Source organism: Bacteroides sp. AM16-24 (genome assembly GCF_003471885.1).
In the GTDB taxonomy this organism is placed as follows: domain Bacteria; phylum Bacteroidota; class Bacteroidia; order Bacteroidales; family Bacteroidaceae; genus Bacteroides.
In genome coordinates, this window is the sequence record NZ_QRKI01000003.1 from 402412 (window position 1) to 422373 (window position 19962).

Here is a 19962-nt window from a genome sequence, read left to right on the forward strand (position 1 = left end):
TTGTGAGGAAGAAAGGGAAATCTTACAAAACGTGAAGATTTCCCTTTCTTTTTATGTCTTTTCCCTATCTTTGCAGCTCCTTTATGGGCAACATGGAAAAGAATTATCTGAAATATACTTGCATTTGGGCATTGATTATATTGGCGGGATTGTTACTGATGTACTTCCTGCCCAGTTTTACGGTAGGTGAACACGTGATGAGGCGTGTCGACTTGCTGGGTGACGTGCGTACTCAGAAAGATATTGCGGAAGAACCGGACAGTTTGCTTCCGCCCCCGCCGAAGGTGAAACCTGCTTTTGTGGATACCTGCCGTGCGGGTATGACGTGCATTGAAGACTACAGCGACTCTACTCTGCGTGGCATGACACCTTTTTACCGGGCTTTGGATGAATTGGCGCAACGCCCCCGCCGGGTACGTATTGCCGTTTTCGGAGATTCCTTCATTGAAGCGGATATTCTTACTGCGGATTTGCGCAATATGTTGCAGGATAAATATGGTGGTTGCGGAGTAGGTTTTGTAACCATTACTTCCATGACCAGTGGATTCCGCCCTACTGTGCGCCATTCGTTTGGTGGTTGGCAAAGCCATTCTGTAATGGACTCTACTTTCTTTGACCGCAAGAAGCAAGGTATTTCCGGACATTACTTTGTTCCCCGTCCTGGTGCTTATGTGGAATTGAAGGGACAAAACAAATATGCTTCACATTTGGATACGTGTGAACAGGCTTCTATCTTTTTTTATAGCAAAGGGGAGGTTACCCTTTCTGTGAATGTCAACCGGAATGAAAAGCAAACCCGTACTTTCCTGGCTACAGATGACTTGCAGGAAATGCAGGTAAATGGAAATATAGGTTCTGTCCGTTGGACGGTTGATGAGGCGGACTCTACCTTATTCTATGGTTTGGCTATGGATGGCAAAAAAGGAATTATTCTGGATAACTTCTCGTTGCGTGGCAGTTCGGGCTTGTCTCTGCGCTCCATTCCTGTATGGATGATGCATGAATTTAATGAGCAGCGTCCTTATGACCTGATTATCTTGCAATACGGATTGAACGTTGCTACTGAACGTGGACGGAATTATGACAAATACATTGCAGGTATGCAGACCACCATTGATCATTTGAAGGACGCATTTCCACAAGCAGGTATTTTGATAGTTAGCGTGGGTGACCGGGACTATAAGACGGAAGATGGTACCCTGCGCACAATGCCCGGTATTAAAAATCTGGTGCGTTACCAACAAAACTTGGCGGCAGATAACGACATTGCTTTCTGGAATATGTTCGAAGCGATGGGAGGAGAGGGAAGCATGGCAAATCTGGTACATGCCAAGCCTTCTTTGGCGAATTATGACTATACGCATATTAATTTCCGGGGAGGTAAGCACTTGGCAGGTTTGCTTTATGAAGCGCTTGTATATGGAAAGGAACAGTACGACAGGAGGAGGGCTTATGAAGCGGAATAAAGTTTATTTTTTAGACACGGCCTCTCTTCTCTTTTCGTCCCTGAAGGCTATTCTCACTGTCGCCTTTCTTTTCTTCTGCACTGTTTCCCTCCGTGCACAGGATTCTGTTCCATCCTGTCCCCTTATCAGCGAAGCCACGGCAAATTGTGATACGCTCCGTTCCTATTCCCAGCGTACGGATACTGTTGCAGTTCCTCAAATAGCTTTTCCTTCCGGCTTTCAGCAACTTGGTGAGAATGAGTTGACGGATAGCCTTGGCATTCTCAATCCTTTTTGGGAAAAGTTGCGTCTGTTGCATGCCGGCTTTTCTACAGATACCATCCGTATCGTGCATATCGGTGACAGCCATATCCGTGGGCGTATCTTGCCCCGTACTACCGGAACGCTGCTGACAGAAACTTTTGGTGCTATTTCTTATACTGATATAGGTATCAACGGTGCTTTTTGTACCACCTTTACCCGTCCTGACCGCATATCTGATATTGTCGCCCTGCATCCCGATCTGGTTATACTTTCTTTCGGAACAAACGAAAGCCATAACCGGCGTTATAACACTATCTTGCATTATCGACAAATGGATGAACTGGTGCGTATGCTTCGCGACAGCCTGCCCAGTGTACCCTTACTGATGACAACTCCTCCCGGTTCCTACGACAGTTTCCGGAAAAGTCGCCGCCGCACCTATTCCATTAATCCCCGTACTGCAATTGCCGTAGAAACCATGCGTCGCTTTGCTGATGACAATGGTCTTGCCGTGTGGGATATGTACGAAGCTGTGGGCGGAAGACAACGTGCCTGCCCGAACTGGCAGGAAGCCGGACTGATGCGCCCGGACCATGTGCACTATCTTCCTGAGGGATACGTATTGCAGGGAGAATTATTTTATCAAGCCCTTTTAAAAGCCTATAATGATTATGTGGGATATTGACTTCAACTGTCTGCGAGATGTATTTGTGTATGATCCGCAAGCGCCGATGATATTCAGTAGCGGCATTTTCTTGTGGTTGTTTGCAGCATTTATTCTGATATATCTGCTGTTGCAACGCCGTCTGACTGCACGCTTGTTGTTTGTTACCGCATTCTCCTATTATTTCTATTATAAAAGTAGCGGCACTTACTTTTTCCTGTTGGCGCTTGTCACGGTGGCGGACTTCTTCATAGCCCGTCTCATGGCGGTCAGTACCGTAGGCTGGCAACGTAAAACATGGGTAGTGGTGAGCCTTTTCATCAATCTCGGTTTGCTTTGTTACTTCAAGTACGCCAATTTCTTGGGAGATGTTTTTGCTTCGCTTGCGGGCGGTACGTTTCATCATTATGATATATTCCTCCCTGTGGGTATCTCATTCTTCACTTTTCAATCGCTCAGTTACACGATTGATGTGTATCGCAAAGATATAACCCCTCTTACCAATTTGCTGGACTACGCTTTTTATGTTTCCTTCTTCCCGCAGTTGGTGGCAGGCCCTATTGTGCGTGCCCGTGATTTTATCCCACAGATACGCCGCCCTTTGTTCGTATCCCACGAGATGTTCGGAAAGGGTATATTCCTGATTGCAAGCGGTCTGTTCAAGAAAGCGATTATTTCGGATTATATCAGTGTGAACTTTGTAGAACGTATTTTTGATAATCCTACGCTCTATTCCGGAGTCGAGAATCTGATGGGTGTTTATGGATATGCTTTGCAAATCTATTGCGATTTCTCAGGTTACAGTGATATGGCTATCGGAATAGCTTTGTTGTTAGGTTTTCATTTTAATAAGAACTTTGACTCTCCTTATAAGTCGGCCTCTATTACGGAGTTTTGGCGGCGTTGGCATATCTCACTTTCCAGTTGGCTGAAAGATTATCTTTATATCTCTTTGGGTGGAAACCGGAAAGGAAAAATCCGTCAGTATGCCAACCTTATCATAACCATGTTTTTGGGTGGTTTGTGGCATGGCGCTTCCTGGAATTTTGTCATTTGGGGATTGTTCCATGGCATTGCTTTGGCGGCACATAAATTCTGGATGACGCTGACCGGAAGAAAGAAAGGGGAAGAAAGCCACGGCATCCGCCGTTTCTTTGGCATACTTATCACGTTCCATTTTGTTTGTTTCTGCTGGATATTCTTCCGCAATGCCGACTTTTCCACTTCATTGGATATGATCAAACAGATCTGTACCACTTTCCGCCCGCAACTTTTTCCGCAATTGATTGCAGGCTATTGGGAAGTGTTTGCACTGATGGCATTGGGGTTCTGCCTGCATTTCTGCCCCGACCGTTGGGAGAATGCTTGTTGTAAAACAGTGATCCGCCTCCCCCTGATGGGAAAGGCGGTTCTGATGCTTGCTTTAATTTACTTGGTAATCCAGATGAAGAGTACGGAGATTCAGCCTTTCATTTACTTCCAGTTCTGATAGTCTCACTCTCAAACTCTTTCAGTTCTGCCAGTCCTTGCTCTACTTCTTTGATTTTTTGTTCGTGCAGCTTCAGTTTCGTATAACTGTAGATGCAGCCTATAATCATTACTGCCAATACAGGTAGGAAAGCGTAGGGATTGGTAATTTTACTCTCTGAAATCATAAAGATTATTACGGAGCCAAGGCCGAGAATGGTACCGTACTTCTTGTTATAGCTATAGAATTTTCTATATTTCAGGACTGTACGGGTCAACTCATTCACTTTCATATAATTCAGCTTAAACTTGGATAAACTATAAAGGATTACTGATTGAAAAAGCAAAGCCAAAAACATTACAGCTTCCAGAAGTATGAATGAACTCTGTTTCATATTGATTCCCAGAAATCTGTTTGCGGGCAGTACAATCAGGGCGACGAGCAGGAGGATATAAAGTCCTCGTAATTCCTGATTATAAATACTATCATAAGCCGATTTTGTTTTACTTGCAACCATTTCTTCAATGATTCTCTTATTCAATATCTCATTCTGTTCCAAACGCTCGTTCAGGACATTCCAACTATTTTTCATTTCATCTAAATTCATCATTTTTCAGTTTTAAGAGTTAGACATGTTTTTCAGATTCTCTTTGATGCGATAGAGTTTTACGGCCACATAATTCTTGGAGATCCCCAATATATCAGCAATTTCCTGATGACTCCGTTCTTCAAGCCAAAGCAAAATCAGCGCGCGCTCCAGTTTGCCCAGCATGTTTATCATGCGATAAAGTTCACGGAGTTGGGATGTCTTTTCTTCTTCATCGGCAAAGGCTGATTCCAGATCGATAGTGATGGGAACCACGACCGGTCTTGAATTGGATTTGCGGAAAAAAGATATACAGGTATTCAACGCAATCCGATAAACCCAGGTAGATGCTTTGCACTCGCCCCGGAAGCGAGGAAAAGATTTCCATAAGTTTATCACGGTCTCTTGATACAGATCATTGAGACTGTCACTGTCTGTGGCATAGATATAGCAGACCTTGTAGATAATCTGTTTATATTCTGTCACGAAGTCAACGAATTGCTTTTCCAACTTTCTAGTGTCCATAATTTAACTCTTTACTTCATTAGTCGCATGACAGAGTATTCGATTACAAGCTTTGAGAATAATTATTCAGATACGAATTGAGCGAATTATACGGATTTGCAATTAAATGAATCCGTATAATCCGCTCAATCAGCGTTATGAGAAATGATACTGAGTGGTCTTCCTGTATTTTATCAGTCCACCTCTACTTCATCAATGAACATATAAGCTGCTTTTCCTTCGCCTGCATGTCCTTTCGGCAAGGCAGGGCTACGCTTGATAACAACTTTCACATACCGTGCTTTTACCGGATCGAAAGTTATCTCATAGTTTTCCACACCCTTCTTATCAATGTTTGTTTCTGCCGGAATATCTTTAGCAGCTACTTCGCGGAACTCTTTGTTATCGTCAGATATAGAGACTACCAACCCTGTGCTTCCCATAATCCAGGCACTCATATCAACAATGGCATTCGTAGCTACCCGCTTGATTTCCGTTTCCTGTCCCAGGTCGATGATGGCTTCCACATCACCACCTACAAAACCTAACCAGGCTCCGGTGGCATAGCTATCATTTCCCTTCATACCATCTACTAAGGTGATAGCACCTCCGAATTTATACTTTTCCGAAGGCTGGAAGGTCAGTTCAATAGGGCAATATGTAGCCTTATTGAAAGAAATCTTTTTATTCACCACTTTGCTCTTTCCTTCCGGGCGGATAACCACTGCCTGGAAATCTGCTGTTTCAGTAATGACAACAGGCTCTATGTATTTCAATGAAGCTGTAGTCGGTTCGGTCCCATCTAATGTATAATAAATAGGAGCGTCATCAATAGTACTCAATGTAACTACTACTGCTTTTTTGGCAACATCCGGTGTGAAATCGACCTTCAGGTCGAATACATGCTTGGCATAGTTGAAGCCATCTCTTTGATAGAACTTCATCAAGCTTGCCAGACGTGTGGTGAAATCTTTGAAATCTTTCTTTTCGGGCTGTGTCCATTGTACTTCGGCAAGGGCAGCCATACGGGGCAATACCATGTATTCCACGTGTTCGGTGGTGGCTATATACTCTGTCCATAAGTTGGCTTGGGCACCAATGATATGTTTTTTCTGTTCTTCATTCAGGTCGAAAGTAGGATCCAGGCTGTACACCTTTTCTATGGGGACATATCCACCGATACCCAGCGGTTCATCCTTGGTGTCTGCCGTTTGATAATAATCGAAATAGCAATAGGTATTGGGCGCCATAATTACATCATGTCCCATTTGTGCGGCTTTTATGCCTCCGGACGCTCCGCGCCAAGACATCACTGTTGCATTGGGTGCTACATCGCCTTCCAAAATTTCGTCCCAGCCGATAATCCGGCGTCCCTTGCTGTTCAGGAACTTCTCGATACGTGTCATGCAATAACTTTGCAGGCGATCTTCTGCTGTATGGTTTTTATCCGCTTTCAGACCTTCCGCTTTGATGCGCGCCTGACATTTCGGACATTCTTTCCAACGGTCACGTGGAGCTTCATCGCCACCAATGTGTACATACTCCGATGGAAATATTTCGATGATTTCACTCATTACATCTTCCAGGAATTGCATGGTTTTGTCATTGCCGATGCAGAGCACGTCTTCAAATACGCCCCAACGAGGACATACTTCGTATGGTCCACCTGTACATCCCATTTCTGGATAAGCAGCCAATGCGGCAAGCATGTGTCCCGGCAGATCCACTTCCGGAATTACTGTGATGTAGCGCTCCTGCGCATACTTTACAATTTCTTTAGCTTCTTCCTGTGTATAGAAACCACCGTATGGCGTATTGTCATACTCTTGTGTGTTTCTTCCGATTACCGTGCGGCTGCGTTGAGAGCCTATTTCCGTTAGTTTCGGATATTTCTTAATCTCAATACGCCAGCCCTGGTCTTCCGTCAGATGCCAGTGGAAAGTATTCATATTGTGCAGTGCCAGTAAATCTATATACTTCTTAATGAATTCGATGGGGAAGAAGTGACGCCCTACGTCGAGGTGCATACCGCGGTATGAGAATCGCGGTTCGTCCTTAATTTCTCCTGCCGGTATCAGGATGGTTGCTCCTTTGGCTTCGGCGGGGATGGATTTACGCAAAGTTTGAATACCGTAGAATACTCCGTTTTCAGTCTGGCCGTTGATGCTGATACCTTCAGGGGTGGTAGTCAGCACATAGCCTTCTTTGTTTGCAATGTCCGGGTCGAGTCCCAGTGTAATTGCATTTTTCACTTGCTCGCCTGCCGCGATAGCTTTTGTTTTTGGTGCATAACCTGTGGATTGCCGGATGTACTCCGACAGGAACTCTGCGTTGCGTTGTAGCAAGGCATTGTTTTCGGGATAGGCGATGAGAACATTTCCGTTTAGTTTGAACGGATTTCCTTGTGTCAGACTTACCTCCTGGGGGAGAGGTATTACTTGATAGTTGGCTTCTTGCTCTGTGCCGCACGAAGCGCATACCAAGGCAAGAGCACCCGCGAGGAGTGCGTGGTTAAGTTTTTTCATCATAAAATTGATTAGTATTAGTAAGTACTTTGCAAATATAACGAAAAAATATTAACCTCCGAACTTTCTGAATCAGTTTAGATTGGCACTTTCCTACTGTGCCCTTATCCCCTCGTCATCCTATACTCCTTAGGCGACATCCCCGTATGCTTTTTAAAAAACCGTCCGAAGAACGACTGGTCGGGGAAATTATAGCGGTCGGCTATCTCTTTCAGCGACAGGTTGGTGGATTGCAGTGCCACTTTAATTTCCAGCATCAGGAATTCATCAATGATTTCTTTAGCGGAAATATTGCCTGCTTCCCTGGTGATGGCTGAGAGGTAGCGCGTGGAAATGCAGAGTTGTTCGGCATAGAAGGCCACATCCCGTTGGTTGGTGCAGTGCGTATGTACCAGGTGGATGAACTTCTTGAATAATTGCCCTTTCCGGTTGCTCCCTTCCAGTTGTTCTTTGGTGAAGTACCGCTGCACCTTATCATAAGTATCCAGAAAGAATATCTGAAGCAGGTTCTGGGCAATGCTTTCCTGAAACCTGTTTTCCTTGTCGCCATAGACGGCTGCGCTTGCACCTATCAGTCCCGTGATGGCCCTTATCGCTTCGGGATCTGTATGGGTATAGCACGCATTTTCTTTCATGAAATGCATGAAAGCCGGGTCCAGACGGAAACAGGCAACTTTTATCATTTCGCCCGAATAAGCGAAGTAATGTACCCGGAAATCCTTCGTGGCCGATTTCAATGAAAGAATGGAACCGGGCAGCAACATTACGTTCGTATTGGGAACGATGTGATATTCCTCTAAATCTATACTAAAATCCGCTTCCCCTTTGGTACAATACAGGAGTGCACCGTTGGTCAGTTTGATGAGGCGGTTGCGGTAAAAGTCCAGATCGTCCTCTCCGGCTCTGAATGTTTCTGCTTTGGTAGTTAATAATGGATTCATACTTGTCTTTTTGAGAATTTTGATGGTACAAAGGTAGGATATCTTTTTCAAACGTTAAGTGGCCTGTTCCGAAAATGAACAATGGAGTGCGACAAATGAAACAAGTTATTGTTCAAAAACGGTATACCTTTGCCGCCGACATTTAGAAAAAGAAGTTTTTTCATTTAAAGATTGTAGTATGATAACAAAGAAGAGATTGACAAAGCAGATGATGACGCTCATCTGTAGTGTGACATTGGCAGCATGCGGACAAGCTCCCACCGTGCAGACCAATTCAGAGTATGAAGTGATGGGAATCACGACTTCCGACAGAGAATTGCAAACTACCTACTCAGCGAGTATCCGTGGACGACAAGACATCGACATTTATCCGCAGGTATCCGGTTTCCTGACTAAGCTTTGTGTGGAAGAGGGGCAGTCCGTCCGTAAGGGGCAAGTGCTGTTCATCATCGATCAAGTGCCTTACCGTGCCGCTTTGCAGACTGCCGAGGCCAATGTGGAAGCAGCCCGCGCAAGTGTGGCTACCGCGCAACTGACGTATGACAGTAAGAAGGAGTTGTTTGCACAGAACGTAATTTCGGAGTTCGACTTGCAGACGTCTTACAATAACCTGTTGACAGCAAAGGCGCAGTTGGCGCAGACGGAAGCGCAGCGTGTGAGTGCTGCCAATAACCTCTCGTATACCGAAGTGAAAAGCCCTGCCGACGGGGTTGTAGGTACTTTGCCTTATCGTGTGGGTGCTTTGGTGAGTGCCAGTTTGCCTAAACCGTTGACTACGGTTTCCGATAATTCCGATATGTACGTGTACTTCTCGATGACGGAAAACCAGTTGCTGGATATGACCCGCCGCTATGGTTCCAAAAACAAGGCGCTCGAAGAAATGCCTTCTATTTCACTGATCCTGAATGATAAGTCGACGTACCCCTCGCAGGGAAAGATAGAGACCATCAGCGGTGTGATAGATACATCGACCGGAACCGTCAGCCTGCGTGCCGTATTCCCCAATAAGGACGGATTGTTGCAGAGTGGAGGTTCGGGCAATGTGGTAGTCCCTGTTCAAAAACGGAATTGCATCGTTATTCCGCAAGCGGCCACTTATGAGTTGCAGGATAAAGTGTTTGTATTTAAGGTGATAGACGGCAAAGCACAGTCTGCTCCGGTAGATGTGACCCGTGTGAACGGAGGAAAAGAATATATAGTAGATAATGGTTTGAGTGTGGGGGATATCATCGTGGCCGAAGGAGTGGGCTTGCTGCGTGAAGGTACGCCGATACAGCCTAAATCAGCATCTTCAGCCGCACAGCCAACTGCTAATCAACAAACAAAGGAGGATTAATCCATGAATTTAAGAACATTTATTGAACGCCCGGTACTTTCGGCAGTCATATCTATTACGATTGTCATCCTGGGCATCATCGGGCTGTTTACCCTGCCCGTAGAACAATATCCCGATATTGCCCCGCCTACCGTCATGGTAAGCACCAATTATTTCGGTGCCAGTGCGGAAACATTGCAGAAGAGCGTTATCGCACCGCTGGAAGAAGCTATCAACGGTGTGGAGAACATGACTTATATGACTTCCAGCGCCACCAATGCCGGTACGGTTTCCATCACCGTTTATTTCCAGCAGGGCACTGACCCCGATATGGCGGCAGTCAACGTGCAGAACCGTGTGTCCAAAGCTACGGGACAGCTCCCGGTGGAAGTTACCCAGGTGGGTGTGACGACCATGAAGCGCCAGACCAGTATTTTGCAGATGTTTTCGCTGCACAGTCCCGACGACTCTTACGACGAAAACTTTCTGTCCAACTATATCAGCATCAACCTGAAACCGCAGATACTCCGTATTTCAGGTGTGGGTGATATGATGATTATGGGTGGTGACTACAGTATGCGCGTCTGGATGAAACCCGATGTGATGGCGCAATACAAACTGATTCCATCGGATGTGTCGGCAGTGCTTGCCGAGCAGAATATCGAGTCGGCTACCGGTTCGTTCGGTGAGAACTCGGACGAGACTTACCAGTATACCATGAAGTATAAAGGCCGTCTCATCACACCGGAGGAATTCGGTGAAATCGTTATCCGTTCTACGGAAGACGGCGAAGTGCTGAAACTGAAAGATATAGCAGACATCGAGCTGGGTAAGGACAGCTACGCCTACAAAGGCGGCATGGACGGGCATAACGGCGTGTCCTGCATGGTGTTCCAGACGGCCGGTTCCAATGCAACGGAAGTGAACCAGAACATCGACAAATTGCTGGATGAAGTGCGCAAGGACTTGCCGAAAGGCATAGAACTCACGCGGATGATGAGCTCCAACGACTTCCTGTTCGCTTCTATCCATGAGGTGGTGAAGACGTTGATTGAGGCGATCATCCTCGTTATCCTGGTAGTGTATGTTTTCTTGCAGGACATCCGTTCCACGCTGATTCCGCTGGTGGGTATCGTGGTTTCGCTGATTGGTACGTTTGCTTTCATGGCAGTGGCAGGATTCAGTATCAACCTGATAACGCTGTTCGCCCTGGTGCTCGTGATTGGTACGGTGGTGGATGACGCCATAGTCGTCGTCGAGGCGGTGCAGTCGCGCTTCGACGTGGGGTATAAGTCTTCTTATATGGCAAGTATCGACGCAATGAAAGGTATCAGTAATGCGGTTATCACCTCTTCGCTGGTATTTATGGCGGTGTTTATTCCGGTGTCGTTCATGAGTGGCACGTCCGGTACGTTCTACACCCAGTTCGGATTGACGATGGCGGTTGCCGTAGGTATCTCGGCCGTTAACGCTTTGACGCTGAGTCCGGCACTTTGCGCCCTGTTGCTGAGACCTTATATTAATGAAGACGGCACACAGAAGAATAATTTCGCTGCACGTTTCCGCAGGGCATTCAATGCGGCTTTTGATGTGGTGGTTGAGAAGTATAAAGGTGCGGTGCTGTTCTTTATCAAACGCCGCTGGCTGTCGTGGTCGTTGCTGGCTTGCTCGGTGGTGTTGCTGGTGGTTCTGATGAACTCTACGAAGACCAGTCTCGTGCCCGATGAAGACCAGGGGGTACTGTTTGTCAATGTAAGCACGGCTCCGGGTAGTTCTCTGAAGACGACGGACGAGATTATGCTCCGCATTGAGGAACGCCTAGAAGGTATGCCGCAGAAACTGCATATTCAGAAGGTGACTGGTTACGGTTTGTTGTCCGGACAGGGAAACTCGTTCGGTATGATTGTAGTGAAACTGAAACCCTGGGATGAACGAACGAAGAAAGAAGACCAAGTGCAGGCGGTCATCGGACAGATTTATGCCCGCACGGCAGACATCAAGGATGCTACGGTATTCGCCATTGCTCCGGGTATGATTCCGGGTTACGGTATGGGTAACGCTCTCGACCTGAATGTGCAGGATAAGTTGGGTACGGATGTGAATACATTCTTCCAGACCACCCAGCAATATCTGGGCGCCTTGAACCAGCGTCCCGAAATCTCTATGGCCTATTCTACTTTCGACGTGCGCTATCCGCAGTGGATGGTAGAGGTGGACGCAGCCAAGTGCAAGCGTGCCGGCATCACTTCCGATGCGGTGCTCTCTACGCTGTCGGGCTACTACGGCGGACAGTATGTGTCCAACTTCAACCGTTTCTCTAAAGTATATAAGGTGATGATTCAGGCCGACCCGCAGTATCGTATGGATGAAAGTTCATTGGATAACGCTTTTGTGCGCATGGCAAATGGTGAGATGGCTCCGTTGAGCCAGTTCGTTACGCTGACGCGTACGTATGGCGCCGAGACGCTGAGCCGTTTCAATATGTACAACTCCATTGCGGTGAATGCCATGCCTGCCGAGGGATATAGTACGGGTGACGCTATCCGTGCCGTGAAAGAAACGGCGGAGATAAGTCTGCCGAAAGGTTACGGTTACGATTTCGGTGGTATCACCCGTGAGGAAAACCAGCAAAGCGGTACGACGGTGATTATCTTCGCTATCTGTATTCTGATGATTTACCTGATTCTGAGTGCGCTTTATGAAAGTTTCATTGTTCCGTTTGCGGTGATTCTGGCTGTTCCGGTGGGGTTGATGGGTACGTTCCTGTTCGCTAAGATGGCGGGATTGGAGAATAACATCTACTTGCAGACTGGTTTGATTATGTTGATAGGCTTGCTTGCTAAGACTGCCATTCTGCTGACGGAGTATGCTGCTGAACGCCGTAAGGCGGGTATGGGATTGATTGCTTCCGCAGTCAGTGCGGCCAAAGCCCGTCTTCGTCCTATCCTGATGACGGCACTCACCATGATCTTCGGTCTGTTCCCGCTGGTGGTAGCTACCGGAGTAGGTGCTAACGGTAACCGTTCGTTGGGTACGGGTGTAGTAGGTGGTATGACTATCGGTACACTGGCGTTGCTCTTCATCGTTCCGGCTCTGTTTGTCACCTTCCAGTGGTTGCAGGAACGTCTTCGTCCGGCACAATCCATGCCGACCAAAGATTGGCAGATTGAGGAGGAGATGGAAGTGAGTAAGAAAGAAATAGAAGAACATCAATCAAAAGAAAAATGAAGAAACAAATCATCACTTTAGCTGTCGCAGCCTTACTGTTGAGCAGTTGCGGCATCTATACCAAATATGAACGTCCCGAAGTCAAGACCGACGGACTTTACGGGCAGGATGTAGAAGTGGAAGACACCACCTCTATCGCCTCCCTCTCCTGGCGGGAGTTGTTCACTGACCCGCAACTGCAATCTCTCATCGAGCACGCGCTGCAAGGCAACACCGACTTGCAGTCCGCTCACTGGCGCATCAAGGAGGCGGAAGCCACTCTTTCTTCCGCCCGCCTGGCGTACCTGCCTTCGTTTATGCTGACCCCGCAAGGTGGTGTCAGCAGCTTCGATAAATCCAAAGGCTCCTGGACGTACACCAGCATTGCATCCGCCAGTTGGGAGATTGATATTTTCGGCAAACTGACCAATGCGAAACGCCGTGCGAAAGCTCTCTATCTTCAAAGTCTGGAGTACGAACAAGCCGTCACCACATCGCTGATAGCCAATGTTGCCAATATGTATTATACCTTATTAATGCTCGATGCCCAATACAACGTCTCTGCCGAAACCGCCGTGAAATGGCGCGAAAGCGTGAAAACCATGCGCGCCATGAAAGCGGCGGGCATGACGGATGAGGCGGGAGTAGCCCAGACCGAAGCGAATTGCTACATGGTGGAGGCTTCTTTGCTCGACATCAAGCAGCAGATTCGTGAAGTGGAGAACTCCCTTTCCATTCTGTTGGGCGATGTGCCCGATGCCATTGACCGGGGAAAACTGGAGGGACAGGACTTTCCGCAAGAGCTTGCTGTCGGCGTGCCTTTGCAGTTGCTTTCCCGCCGTCCCGATGTGAAGAGTGCGGAACTCTCACTGGCGCAGGCTTTTTATAGCACCAACTCCGCCCGTTCGGCGTTCTATCCGTCCATCACACTGAGTGGAACGGCGGGCTGGACCAACTCTGCCGGAAGCATGATTATCAATCCCGGAAAACTATTGTTGTCTGCTGTCGGCTCGCTGACGCAACCTTTATTCAATAAAGGTCTGAACATGGTGCAACTGAAAATAGCCAAAGCCCAACAGGAAGAAGCTAAACTTTCGTTCCAGCAAGCCCTGCTGAATGCAGGCAGCGAAGTGAACAATGCACTGACGCAGGTGCAGGTGGCCCGTGATAAGACGGAGCTGCGCGACGGGCAAATCACTTCTCTGGAAACCGCCGTGCGCAGCACCCAGTTATTGATGAGGCATGGTAATTCCACCTATCTGGAAGTACTTACCGCACAACAATCCCTGCTCTCTGCCCAACTGACGCAGATAGCCGACCGGTTCGATGAAATACAGGGAATTATTAATCTCTATCAGGCCTTGGGTGGTGGTAGGGAATAAAAGAAAGTCCCGGAGTGGAATCCGGGACCTATAGTTACATACTCTCTCTTCTCTCGTTTCTCCATCCCCTTTTGCTCCTTTTTCCGGATTTCATAACCCCGGTGAAAGTGGCGAAAGGGGATTTTAACGTTATTGCCGCTGTTGCAGATACTGTTCTATCTGTCCTACAACCGCATCTTTCAGCAACACCTTCTTATTCTTATCCAGCAAATACAAAGTAGGTATTGCTTTCAAATCATACAGGTTCTTTTCCTTAATCATTAATTTCTTATCATACCCGTTTATCCACTCCTTCGGGAAATCGGACAGATGTCTTTCCCATTCCTCTTTATCTTCATCCGGATAAACAGACAGTATCTTTAAGTTTCCAGCTTCAAATTCCTTGTTGATGGCAGGGGCTTGCTTCAACTCCTTAATGCCTTCCTCGCAGGCATGGCATCCCGGATTGTTGATGAACAACAGCGTGTAGTCTGCCTTTACTCCGTATAGAGTACCGCTCTTTCCCGATACCAGCGTGTAGGTGAAATCTTCCGCCTGTCTTCCCAGGCGGTTCTGCTCTGCCAGCTCCCGGCGTCCTTTCGGAAGTATCTTCTCCGTATCATCCAGCACGGTGCTTTCCAGCATGGCATCCAGCACCGGAATATAAAGTTCTTCGTTCCACATGGGCGAGTTCGGGTCGTACAGGTATTTTTCGGCTAAATCCGTAAAGTAGAAGAAAACCTTCTTCTTCTTTCCCGCATCCTTATACATCTGTTTGATGGCACTGATAGCAGTCTCCTCCGGCACGAGTTTCATAATGTCGATATAATCCACCCACGCCTGCTCCATCACTTCCCGATGGTCGAGATAGGTGGTATCAGCGAAATCCACATTTTCCCAGTAGTGGCGCACCAGATAATCTGCGCGCGATTCGGGAGTATTCAGCAAAGCTGGTATGACGGGCAGGGCAAATATCTTTGTGCTGTCACTTTTAATGTCTTCTGCTTGATTGTCAGATGCTTTACGATTTCCGCATGCAGTGCAGAGAATCAGGAACAGAAAGAAAATGTTGAGATAAGTTTTCATAATCCGGTTGATTTATAATATTCTAAAGCACAAAGATAAAGAAATTGCTTTAATTACCATTTGTTAAGTATCAGCAATTTTATGAGTCCTACCTTTGCCCCGCTTTTTTAAAAACAATGAGATATGCAAAGGGATAATCTGGATTTCAGAAACATGAGTGTGAGTAAGTTGTATGCAAAACAACTCTTCCCCACGTTGTTGGGTATGGTGTCATCCGCGTTGTTTACCGTGGTCGATGGGATATTCGTGGGACGTGGAATAGGCAGCGATGCGATTGCGGCAGTGAATATCGCAGCGCCTGTTTTTATGATTGCCGCCGGGCTGGGACTGATGTTTGGTATGGGGGGAGGCATTCTCGCATCCATCAACCTCTCGCGTGGCAAGCGGCTGATAGCTAATATCAATGTTACACAGGCGGTAGTCATGCTGACGATTGTCAGTGTTGCCATGGGGATATTGCTGACTGTCTTTCCGGAAACGGCAGTAACCTTGCTGGGAGCCGAGGGGCATCTGACGGAACTGGCGGCGGAATATCTGTTCTGGTTCTCCATATCCATTCCGTCCACGGTGCTGTTGGTGGCACTACCTTTCTTTGTGCGCCTGACGAACCCGAACTTTGCCATGTGGGCCATGCTGGCGGCTACGTTTGTCAACATCCTGCTCGATTATATTTTCATCTTCATTTTCGGATGGGGACTTTTCGGTGCTGCCATTGCTACCGACCTGGGCGAGTTGGTCGGAACCTTCATGTTGCTGATTTATTTGTTCCGTCCGTCTGTGGCTATCCGGTTTGCCCGTTTGAAGGTGAGCGTCAAGAGCATCCGGCTGACACTGAGGAATACGTGGTATATGCTGAAACTCGGCGTGTCATCCTGTTTGAGCGAAGTCACCATTGCCGTAATGGCTATTGCGGGCAATTACGTGTTTATGAGTCACTTGGGAACCGACGGGGTAGCGGCTTATAGTATCGTCTGCTATCTATTTCCCATTATTTTCATGGTGTTCAATGCGATGGTTCAGTCGGCACAACCCATTATCAGCTATAATTATGGCTGCGGACAGATTGCGCGTTCCAATAAGGCATTGCGCTTATCAGTGACCTCTGCCGTTATTTTTGCTTTGATGATAAGCGGATTGTTCGTGTATTTCTCCGGAGACATTGTTTCGCTGTTCTTGCCGGACAGGGAAAGTCATGCCTGGCAGTATGCAGTTGCCGGTCTTCCCCTGTTTGCCGTCGATTATATTTTCTTCGGAATCAATGTCATCGCTATCGGATATTACACCAGTATCGAACGGATAAATCGTGTGATGAGGCTCACCTTGTTGCGGGGTGTGCTGCCGGTGCTGTTCTTTTTCGTGTTGCCTTTGTTGTTCGGAGTCACTGGCATCTGGCTCGCGGTGGCGGCAGGAGATATGACTGCTGTGGCGATTATTGTGATCTTGACGTTAAGGGATAAAAAGAGGGGATGATATAGCTTGGTTTAATTGTTTCTATTAATCAGATTCACCACCACTTTTACCATAATGTCTTTTTCTTCTGTCCGGCTCTCTGCAAATCTACCAGTTGTTGCTCTTTTTGCAACAACTGAATTACGGTCTAAATCATCTTCATTGAAGATGATTTTTATATGCCTTGATATCACAGACTTATCTCTGTCGAACAATAAAGCCATTTGATTTAATGTCAGCCATACAGTCTCTTTCTCCATTCTTACATCAATCTCCGTTTGTCCGTTCGGTGTTTGGTAAATGATAATTTCTCCTTTACCCCCTTCCACACCCTTCTATCCCCTGATTCATCGGCCTTAACGTGTGGAAGGGTTCTTTGTGCTTCTCTTTTGTCCTTTCTCAATGTTCTTAACTCCTGTTTCCACCTGCAAATAACGTTCTATTAAGTAATAGAGCGAAATCACCTTTCATATATAAGGAGAACAAATTTTAGCCTAACTCTTACTAAAGAACGACTGGAATCGGCTAATCGAACAACTGAAGTTGACCAATAGAATAACTCCAGTCATTCTTTCGACCAACTCCAGTCGTTCATTCATAATACTGCCCCTTAAAAACGTTCTCCCTTAGTCCTAAAGACGTAAAGAAAGTCCCTTTCTTATTAGGAAAAAAACTGATGATTAATTCTGTCAAATACTTGCAAACCGCTATTCCATATACTAACTTCGTGTCATTAATCACTAAATGAATAATGAAATTATGAAGACAAAAATCATGCAATTCATCGCCTCTCTTTTAGAGAATTGGAGGGACGAAAAACAACTACCGAAAGACCGGCCGGAAATTATCCCTGTGCAGAGCACGCCCGTCATAGAACAACAGACAAAACCTGCGTCGGCCGCTCTAACCAAGCCCGCCCCGGTCAGCCTGACGGAACATGTGAACGCTTTCCTGCAATCCACCTATGATTTCCGTTATAATCTGCTGACGGAAGAAACCAAATATCGTCCGGCGGGTAAAGTGGGAGAGGGCTTTTCGCCCGTTGGCAAGCGGGAACTGAACACTCTTTGCCTCGAAGCCCATGCGCAAGGCATTGCCTGCTGGGATAAGGACATCAGCCGTTATCTTTACTCTACCTGCGTCCCCGGTTATCACCCTTTCCACCTTTACATGGATGAACTTCCCGCTTGGGATGGCATCGACCGCCTCGAAGCGCTTGCCCGTCGTGTTTCTCCCGACCCGCTATGGCTGAAAGATTTTCATATATGGCTATTGGCCCTCACCGCCCAATGGCTGGGGATGACGGGGAAGCATGCCAATAGTGTGGCCCCCGTTCTTGTCAGTGCGAAACAGGGGTTTTTGAAATCCACTTTCTGCAAATGCCTGATGCCCGATTGCCTGTCCCGCTACTATTCTGACGAAGTGGAACTAACTTCGAAAGGGAACGTCACCCGTAAGATGTCAGAAATGGGACTGCTGAACCTTGACGAGTTCGACAAATACTCGGCGTCGAAAATGCCTTTGCTGAAAAATCTGATGCAGATGGCAGATTTGAACCTCTGTAAAGCCTATCAGCGGAACTATCGCAACCTGCCGCGCATCGCCTCTTTCATTGGTACAAGCAATCGTTTCGATCTGCTTGCCGACCCTACCGGAAGTCGACGTTTTCTCTGCATTGAGGTAAAAGGCAAGATAGACTGTTCTCATATCGAACATAAACAAATCTATGCCCAGTTGAAGCAAGAACTTCTGACCGGTGCCCGTTATTGGTTTACGGCAGAGGAAGAATGTGAGTTGCAGGAGCATAATCGGGCATTCCAGCGTTGCAATTTGATGGAAGAACTTCTTCATTCCTGTTTCCGTCCTTCCACTGCTGAAGATCAGAATGGAGTGGTGCTGCATCTTTCGGCTGCCGACATTTTTAAGGTCTTGAAGAAGCAGAACCCGGCAGCCATGCGGGGAATAAATCCGAATGCATTTGCGCAACAGCTTGCCCCATTGGGATTTCCTCGTTCGCGCAGCCGTTATGGTAATTATTATTCAGTTGTTTCCCTATCTACAACCCCTTCCACCCGTTAATGCCGATGAATAAACCGTTTCAGTGGTGTGGAAGGGGTGAGAGGGCATTTTATTGTGAAGTGGTTTATCTATTGATAAGTAGTTTGAAAGAGTCTTATTTTAGAATATATTTTGGGTGGGAGTCAAAACAAATGAATGTTTTTGTTGTTGGGTGTGAAAAAAAACGTATCTTTGCAACAGAAGCATTGACATGATAATATTTCAATATAGTCATGTCCTCTTCCGGAGTAGTCTAAATGTGGCAATTTAATTGATGCCCGGATGAGCGTAGCCTGTATCAGTCATTGGTACGGGCTTACTCGTCCTGTGTCAAGGGTGCGCCACATACCTGACTACTGGGATTGGTAAGACCCCGTACCTTTATAATATACCATTATAGCCGTATAGGGTTGATTTTAAACTAAATAATCAAACACTATATGGCTAATTGGATATCTATGAAATTAGCAGCCGAAAAATACGGCATTTCTGAGGAACGCATCCTTGAATGGATCAGGCTTAGTTATCTAACGTACTCGTCTTTAGATAAGGAGCCTTATGATGACACCAATCCGATGCTGGATACCGAGGAGCTTGATAAGGCCCTTGTCTTTAATTCGATAAAATCTTATCCTGATGATGAAACTGTTGAGCGTCTTCCGATAGAGCATGTGAATTGGCTTTATCAGGAAAATGCCCGATTGGAGAAATTCAACGATGATTTGCTGGAACAAAACTATGTGCATACTCAACGGGAAGAGAAGTTAATAGCCGATTTGGAGAAAATGACTAATCTTGCCAATGAGGTTCTTTTGCTGCATGCCAAAGTTGTGGATAATTATAAGAGCAGGATTTCAGAAAAGGAAGGCATATGGGCTTTCCTCTGTAGTCTGTTCACTTGGAAAAAGAATAAATGCCTCATCTAACCAATATATATACCGTTTCTTTTTCAATCCTTTTTTCATCTCGTGAATGCGGAGTCCTTTTTTTAGGGCTTCGCATTCTTTTGTCTTTCGCACGCGCGCATAATATAATTATGTGTACCCTTCCGTGCCCGTCCACGTTCCTTCTTAAAAATATGTTCTACAA

At 46.6% G+C, this 19962-nt stretch carries 15 protein-coding genes; 9 read left to right on the plus strand and 6 right to left on the minus strand.

Translation table 11 applies throughout. The annotated features are described in order from the left end of the window. Nucleotides 1-92: 92 nt before the first annotated feature. Genes DW182_RS06085 through DW182_RS06095 form a run of 3 tightly spaced genes read left to right on the plus strand, consistent with a single transcriptional unit; the run spans nt 93 to nt 3862 of the window. Nucleotides 93-1466 carry an SGNH/GDSL hydrolase family protein gene (locus DW182_RS06085; RefSeq protein ID WP_118294996.1) on the plus strand — a complete coding sequence of 458 codons (1374 nt, stop codon included), beginning with the start codon at nt 93-95 and terminating at the stop codon, nt 1464-1466. Beyond that, nucleotides 1420-2394 carry an SGNH/GDSL hydrolase family protein gene (locus tag DW182_RS06090; RefSeq protein ID WP_118294963.1) on the plus strand — a complete coding sequence of 325 codons (975 nt, stop codon included), beginning with the start codon at nt 1420-1422 and terminating at the stop codon, nt 2392-2394. The genes DW182_RS06085 and DW182_RS06090 overlap by 47 nt, the downstream gene beginning before the upstream one ends. Beyond that, nucleotides 2375-3862 carry an MBOAT family protein gene (locus DW182_RS06095; RefSeq protein ID WP_118294964.1) on the plus strand — a complete coding sequence of 496 codons (1488 nt, stop codon included), beginning with the start codon at nt 2375-2377 and terminating at the stop codon, nt 3860-3862. The genes DW182_RS06090 and DW182_RS06095 overlap by 20 nt, the downstream gene beginning before the upstream one ends. Here the strand turns inward: DW182_RS06095 and DW182_RS06100 are convergent. The 4 genes from DW182_RS06100 to DW182_RS06115 form a co-directional block, all read right to left on the minus strand. Beyond that, nucleotides 3843-4451 carry a hypothetical protein gene (locus DW182_RS06100; protein ID WP_118294965.1) on the minus strand — a complete coding sequence of 203 codons (609 nt, stop codon included), beginning with the start codon at nt 4449-4451 and terminating at the stop codon, nt 3843-3845. The two genes, DW182_RS06095 and DW182_RS06100, sit on opposite strands and share 20 nt — an antisense overlap. Before the next feature lie 9 nt (nt 4452-4460). Next, nucleotides 4461-4952, minus strand: a complete 492-nt coding sequence (locus DW182_RS06105; protein WP_044533809.1) for an RNA polymerase sigma factor — start codon at nt 4950-4952, stop codon at nt 4461-4463. Between the two features lie 173 nt (nt 4953-5125). Then, entirely contained in the window at nt 5126-7456 is a 2331-nt protein-coding gene (locus DW182_RS06110) for a glycoside hydrolase family 20 protein (protein WP_118294997.1), read from the minus strand. Between the two features lie 104 nt (nt 7457-7560). Further along, nucleotides 7561-8397 carry an AraC family transcriptional regulator gene (locus DW182_RS06115; RefSeq protein WP_118294966.1) on the minus strand — a complete coding sequence of 279 codons (837 nt, stop codon included), beginning with the start codon at nt 8395-8397 and terminating at the stop codon, nt 7561-7563. Between the two features lie 178 nt (nt 8398-8575). Between DW182_RS06115 and DW182_RS06120 the strand changes: the two genes are divergently transcribed. From DW182_RS06120 to DW182_RS06130, 3 genes are read left to right on the plus strand one after another with little or no spacing between them, the layout of a single operon-like run. Next, nucleotides 8576-9733, plus strand: a complete 1158-nt coding sequence (locus DW182_RS06120) for an efflux RND transporter periplasmic adaptor subunit (RefSeq protein WP_118294967.1) — start codon at nt 8576-8578, stop codon at nt 9731-9733. 3 nt (nt 9734-9736) lie between these two features. Further along, nucleotides 9737-12940, plus strand: coding sequence for an efflux RND transporter permease subunit (locus DW182_RS06125; RefSeq protein WP_118294968.1), 3204 nt, complete (start codon nt 9737-9739; stop codon nt 12938-12940). After that, nucleotides 12937-14301, plus strand: a complete 1365-nt coding sequence (locus DW182_RS06130) for an efflux transporter outer membrane subunit (protein WP_118294969.1) — start codon at nt 12937-12939, stop codon at nt 14299-14301. The genes DW182_RS06125 and DW182_RS06130 overlap by 4 nt, the downstream gene beginning before the upstream one ends. A gap of 129 nt (nt 14302-14430) precedes the next feature. Here the strand turns inward: DW182_RS06130 and DW182_RS06135 are convergent, their stop codons facing one another. Continuing rightward, complete coding sequence (locus DW182_RS06135; RefSeq protein ID WP_118294970.1) at nt 14431-15366, minus strand: DUF5106 domain-containing protein; 936 nt, start codon at nt 15364-15366, stop codon at nt 14431-14433. A 123-nt stretch (nt 15367-15489) separates the two neighbouring features. Here DW182_RS06135 and DW182_RS06140 point away from each other — a divergent pair, with 123 nt between their 5' ends. Then, entirely contained in the window at nt 15490-16836 is a 1347-nt protein-coding gene (locus tag DW182_RS06140; RefSeq protein ID WP_118294971.1) for an MATE family efflux transporter, read from the plus strand. 11 nt (nt 16837-16847) lie between these two features. Here DW182_RS06140 and DW182_RS06145 read toward each other — a convergent pair whose 3' ends face one another. Then, the gene (locus tag DW182_RS06145; protein ID WP_118294972.1) at nt 16848-17144 is read right to left on the minus strand and encodes a hypothetical protein; all 297 of its coding nucleotides are present in this window, start codon (nt 17142-17144) and stop codon (nt 16848-16850) included. A gap of 430 nt (nt 17145-17574) precedes the next feature. Here DW182_RS06145 and DW182_RS06150 point away from each other — a divergent pair, with 430 nt between their 5' ends. Both DW182_RS06150 and DW182_RS06160 read left to right on the plus strand, forming a co-directional pair. Further along, complete coding sequence (locus DW182_RS06150) at nt 17575-18894, plus strand: VapE domain-containing protein (protein WP_118294973.1); 1320 nt, start codon at nt 17575-17577, stop codon at nt 18892-18894. Nucleotides 18895-19313: 419 nt separating this feature from the next. Beyond that, on the plus strand, nt 19314-19799 hold the full coding sequence (locus tag DW182_RS06160; protein ID WP_118294975.1) for a hypothetical protein: 486 nt from the start codon (nt 19314-19316) through the stop codon (nt 19797-19799). Nucleotides 19800-19962: the final 163 nt, after the last annotated feature.

Bases quoted from the DNA above. Each gene is read 5' to 3' on its own strand.
- DW182_RS06085 (WP_118294996.1), top strand. From the start codon at position 93: ATGGAAAAGAATTATCTGAAATATACTTGCATTTGGGCATTGATTATA.
- DW182_RS06090 (WP_118294963.1), top strand. From the start codon at position 1,420: ATGGAAAGGAACAGTACGACAGGAGGAGGGCTTATGAAGCGGAATAAA.
- DW182_RS06095 (WP_118294964.1), top strand. From the start codon at position 2,375: ATGATTATGTGGGATATTGACTTCAACTGTCTGCGAGATGTATTTGTG.
- DW182_RS06100 (WP_118294965.1), bottom strand. From the start codon at position 4,451: ATGATGAATTTAGATGAAATGAAAAATAGTTGGAATGTCCTGAACGAG.
- DW182_RS06105 (WP_044533809.1), bottom strand. From the start codon at position 4,952: ATGGACACTAGAAAGTTGGAAAAGCAATTCGTTGACTTCGTGACAGAA.
- DW182_RS06110 (WP_118294997.1), bottom strand. From the start codon at position 7,456: ATGAAAAAACTTAACCACGCACTCCTCGCGGGTGCTCTTGCCTTGGTA.
- DW182_RS06115 (WP_118294966.1), bottom strand. From the start codon at position 8,397: ATGAATCCATTATTAACTACCAAAGCAGAAACATTCAGAGCCGGAGAG.
- DW182_RS06120 (WP_118294967.1), top strand. From the start codon at position 8,576: ATGATAACAAAGAAGAGATTGACAAAGCAGATGATGACGCTCATCTGT.
- DW182_RS06125 (WP_118294968.1), top strand. From the start codon at position 9,737: ATGAATTTAAGAACATTTATTGAACGCCCGGTACTTTCGGCAGTCATA.
- DW182_RS06130 (WP_118294969.1), top strand. From the start codon at position 12,937: ATGAAGAAACAAATCATCACTTTAGCTGTCGCAGCCTTACTGTTGAGC.
- DW182_RS06135 (WP_118294970.1), bottom strand. From the start codon at position 15,366: ATGAAAACTTATCTCAACATTTTCTTTCTGTTCCTGATTCTCTGCACT.
- DW182_RS06140 (WP_118294971.1), top strand. From the start codon at position 15,490: ATGCAAAGGGATAATCTGGATTTCAGAAACATGAGTGTGAGTAAGTTG.
- DW182_RS06150 (WP_118294973.1), top strand. From the start codon at position 17,575: ATGAAGACAAAAATCATGCAATTCATCGCCTCTCTTTTAGAGAATTGG.
- DW182_RS06160 (WP_118294975.1), top strand. From the start codon at position 19,314: ATGGCTAATTGGATATCTATGAAATTAGCAGCCGAAAAATACGGCATT.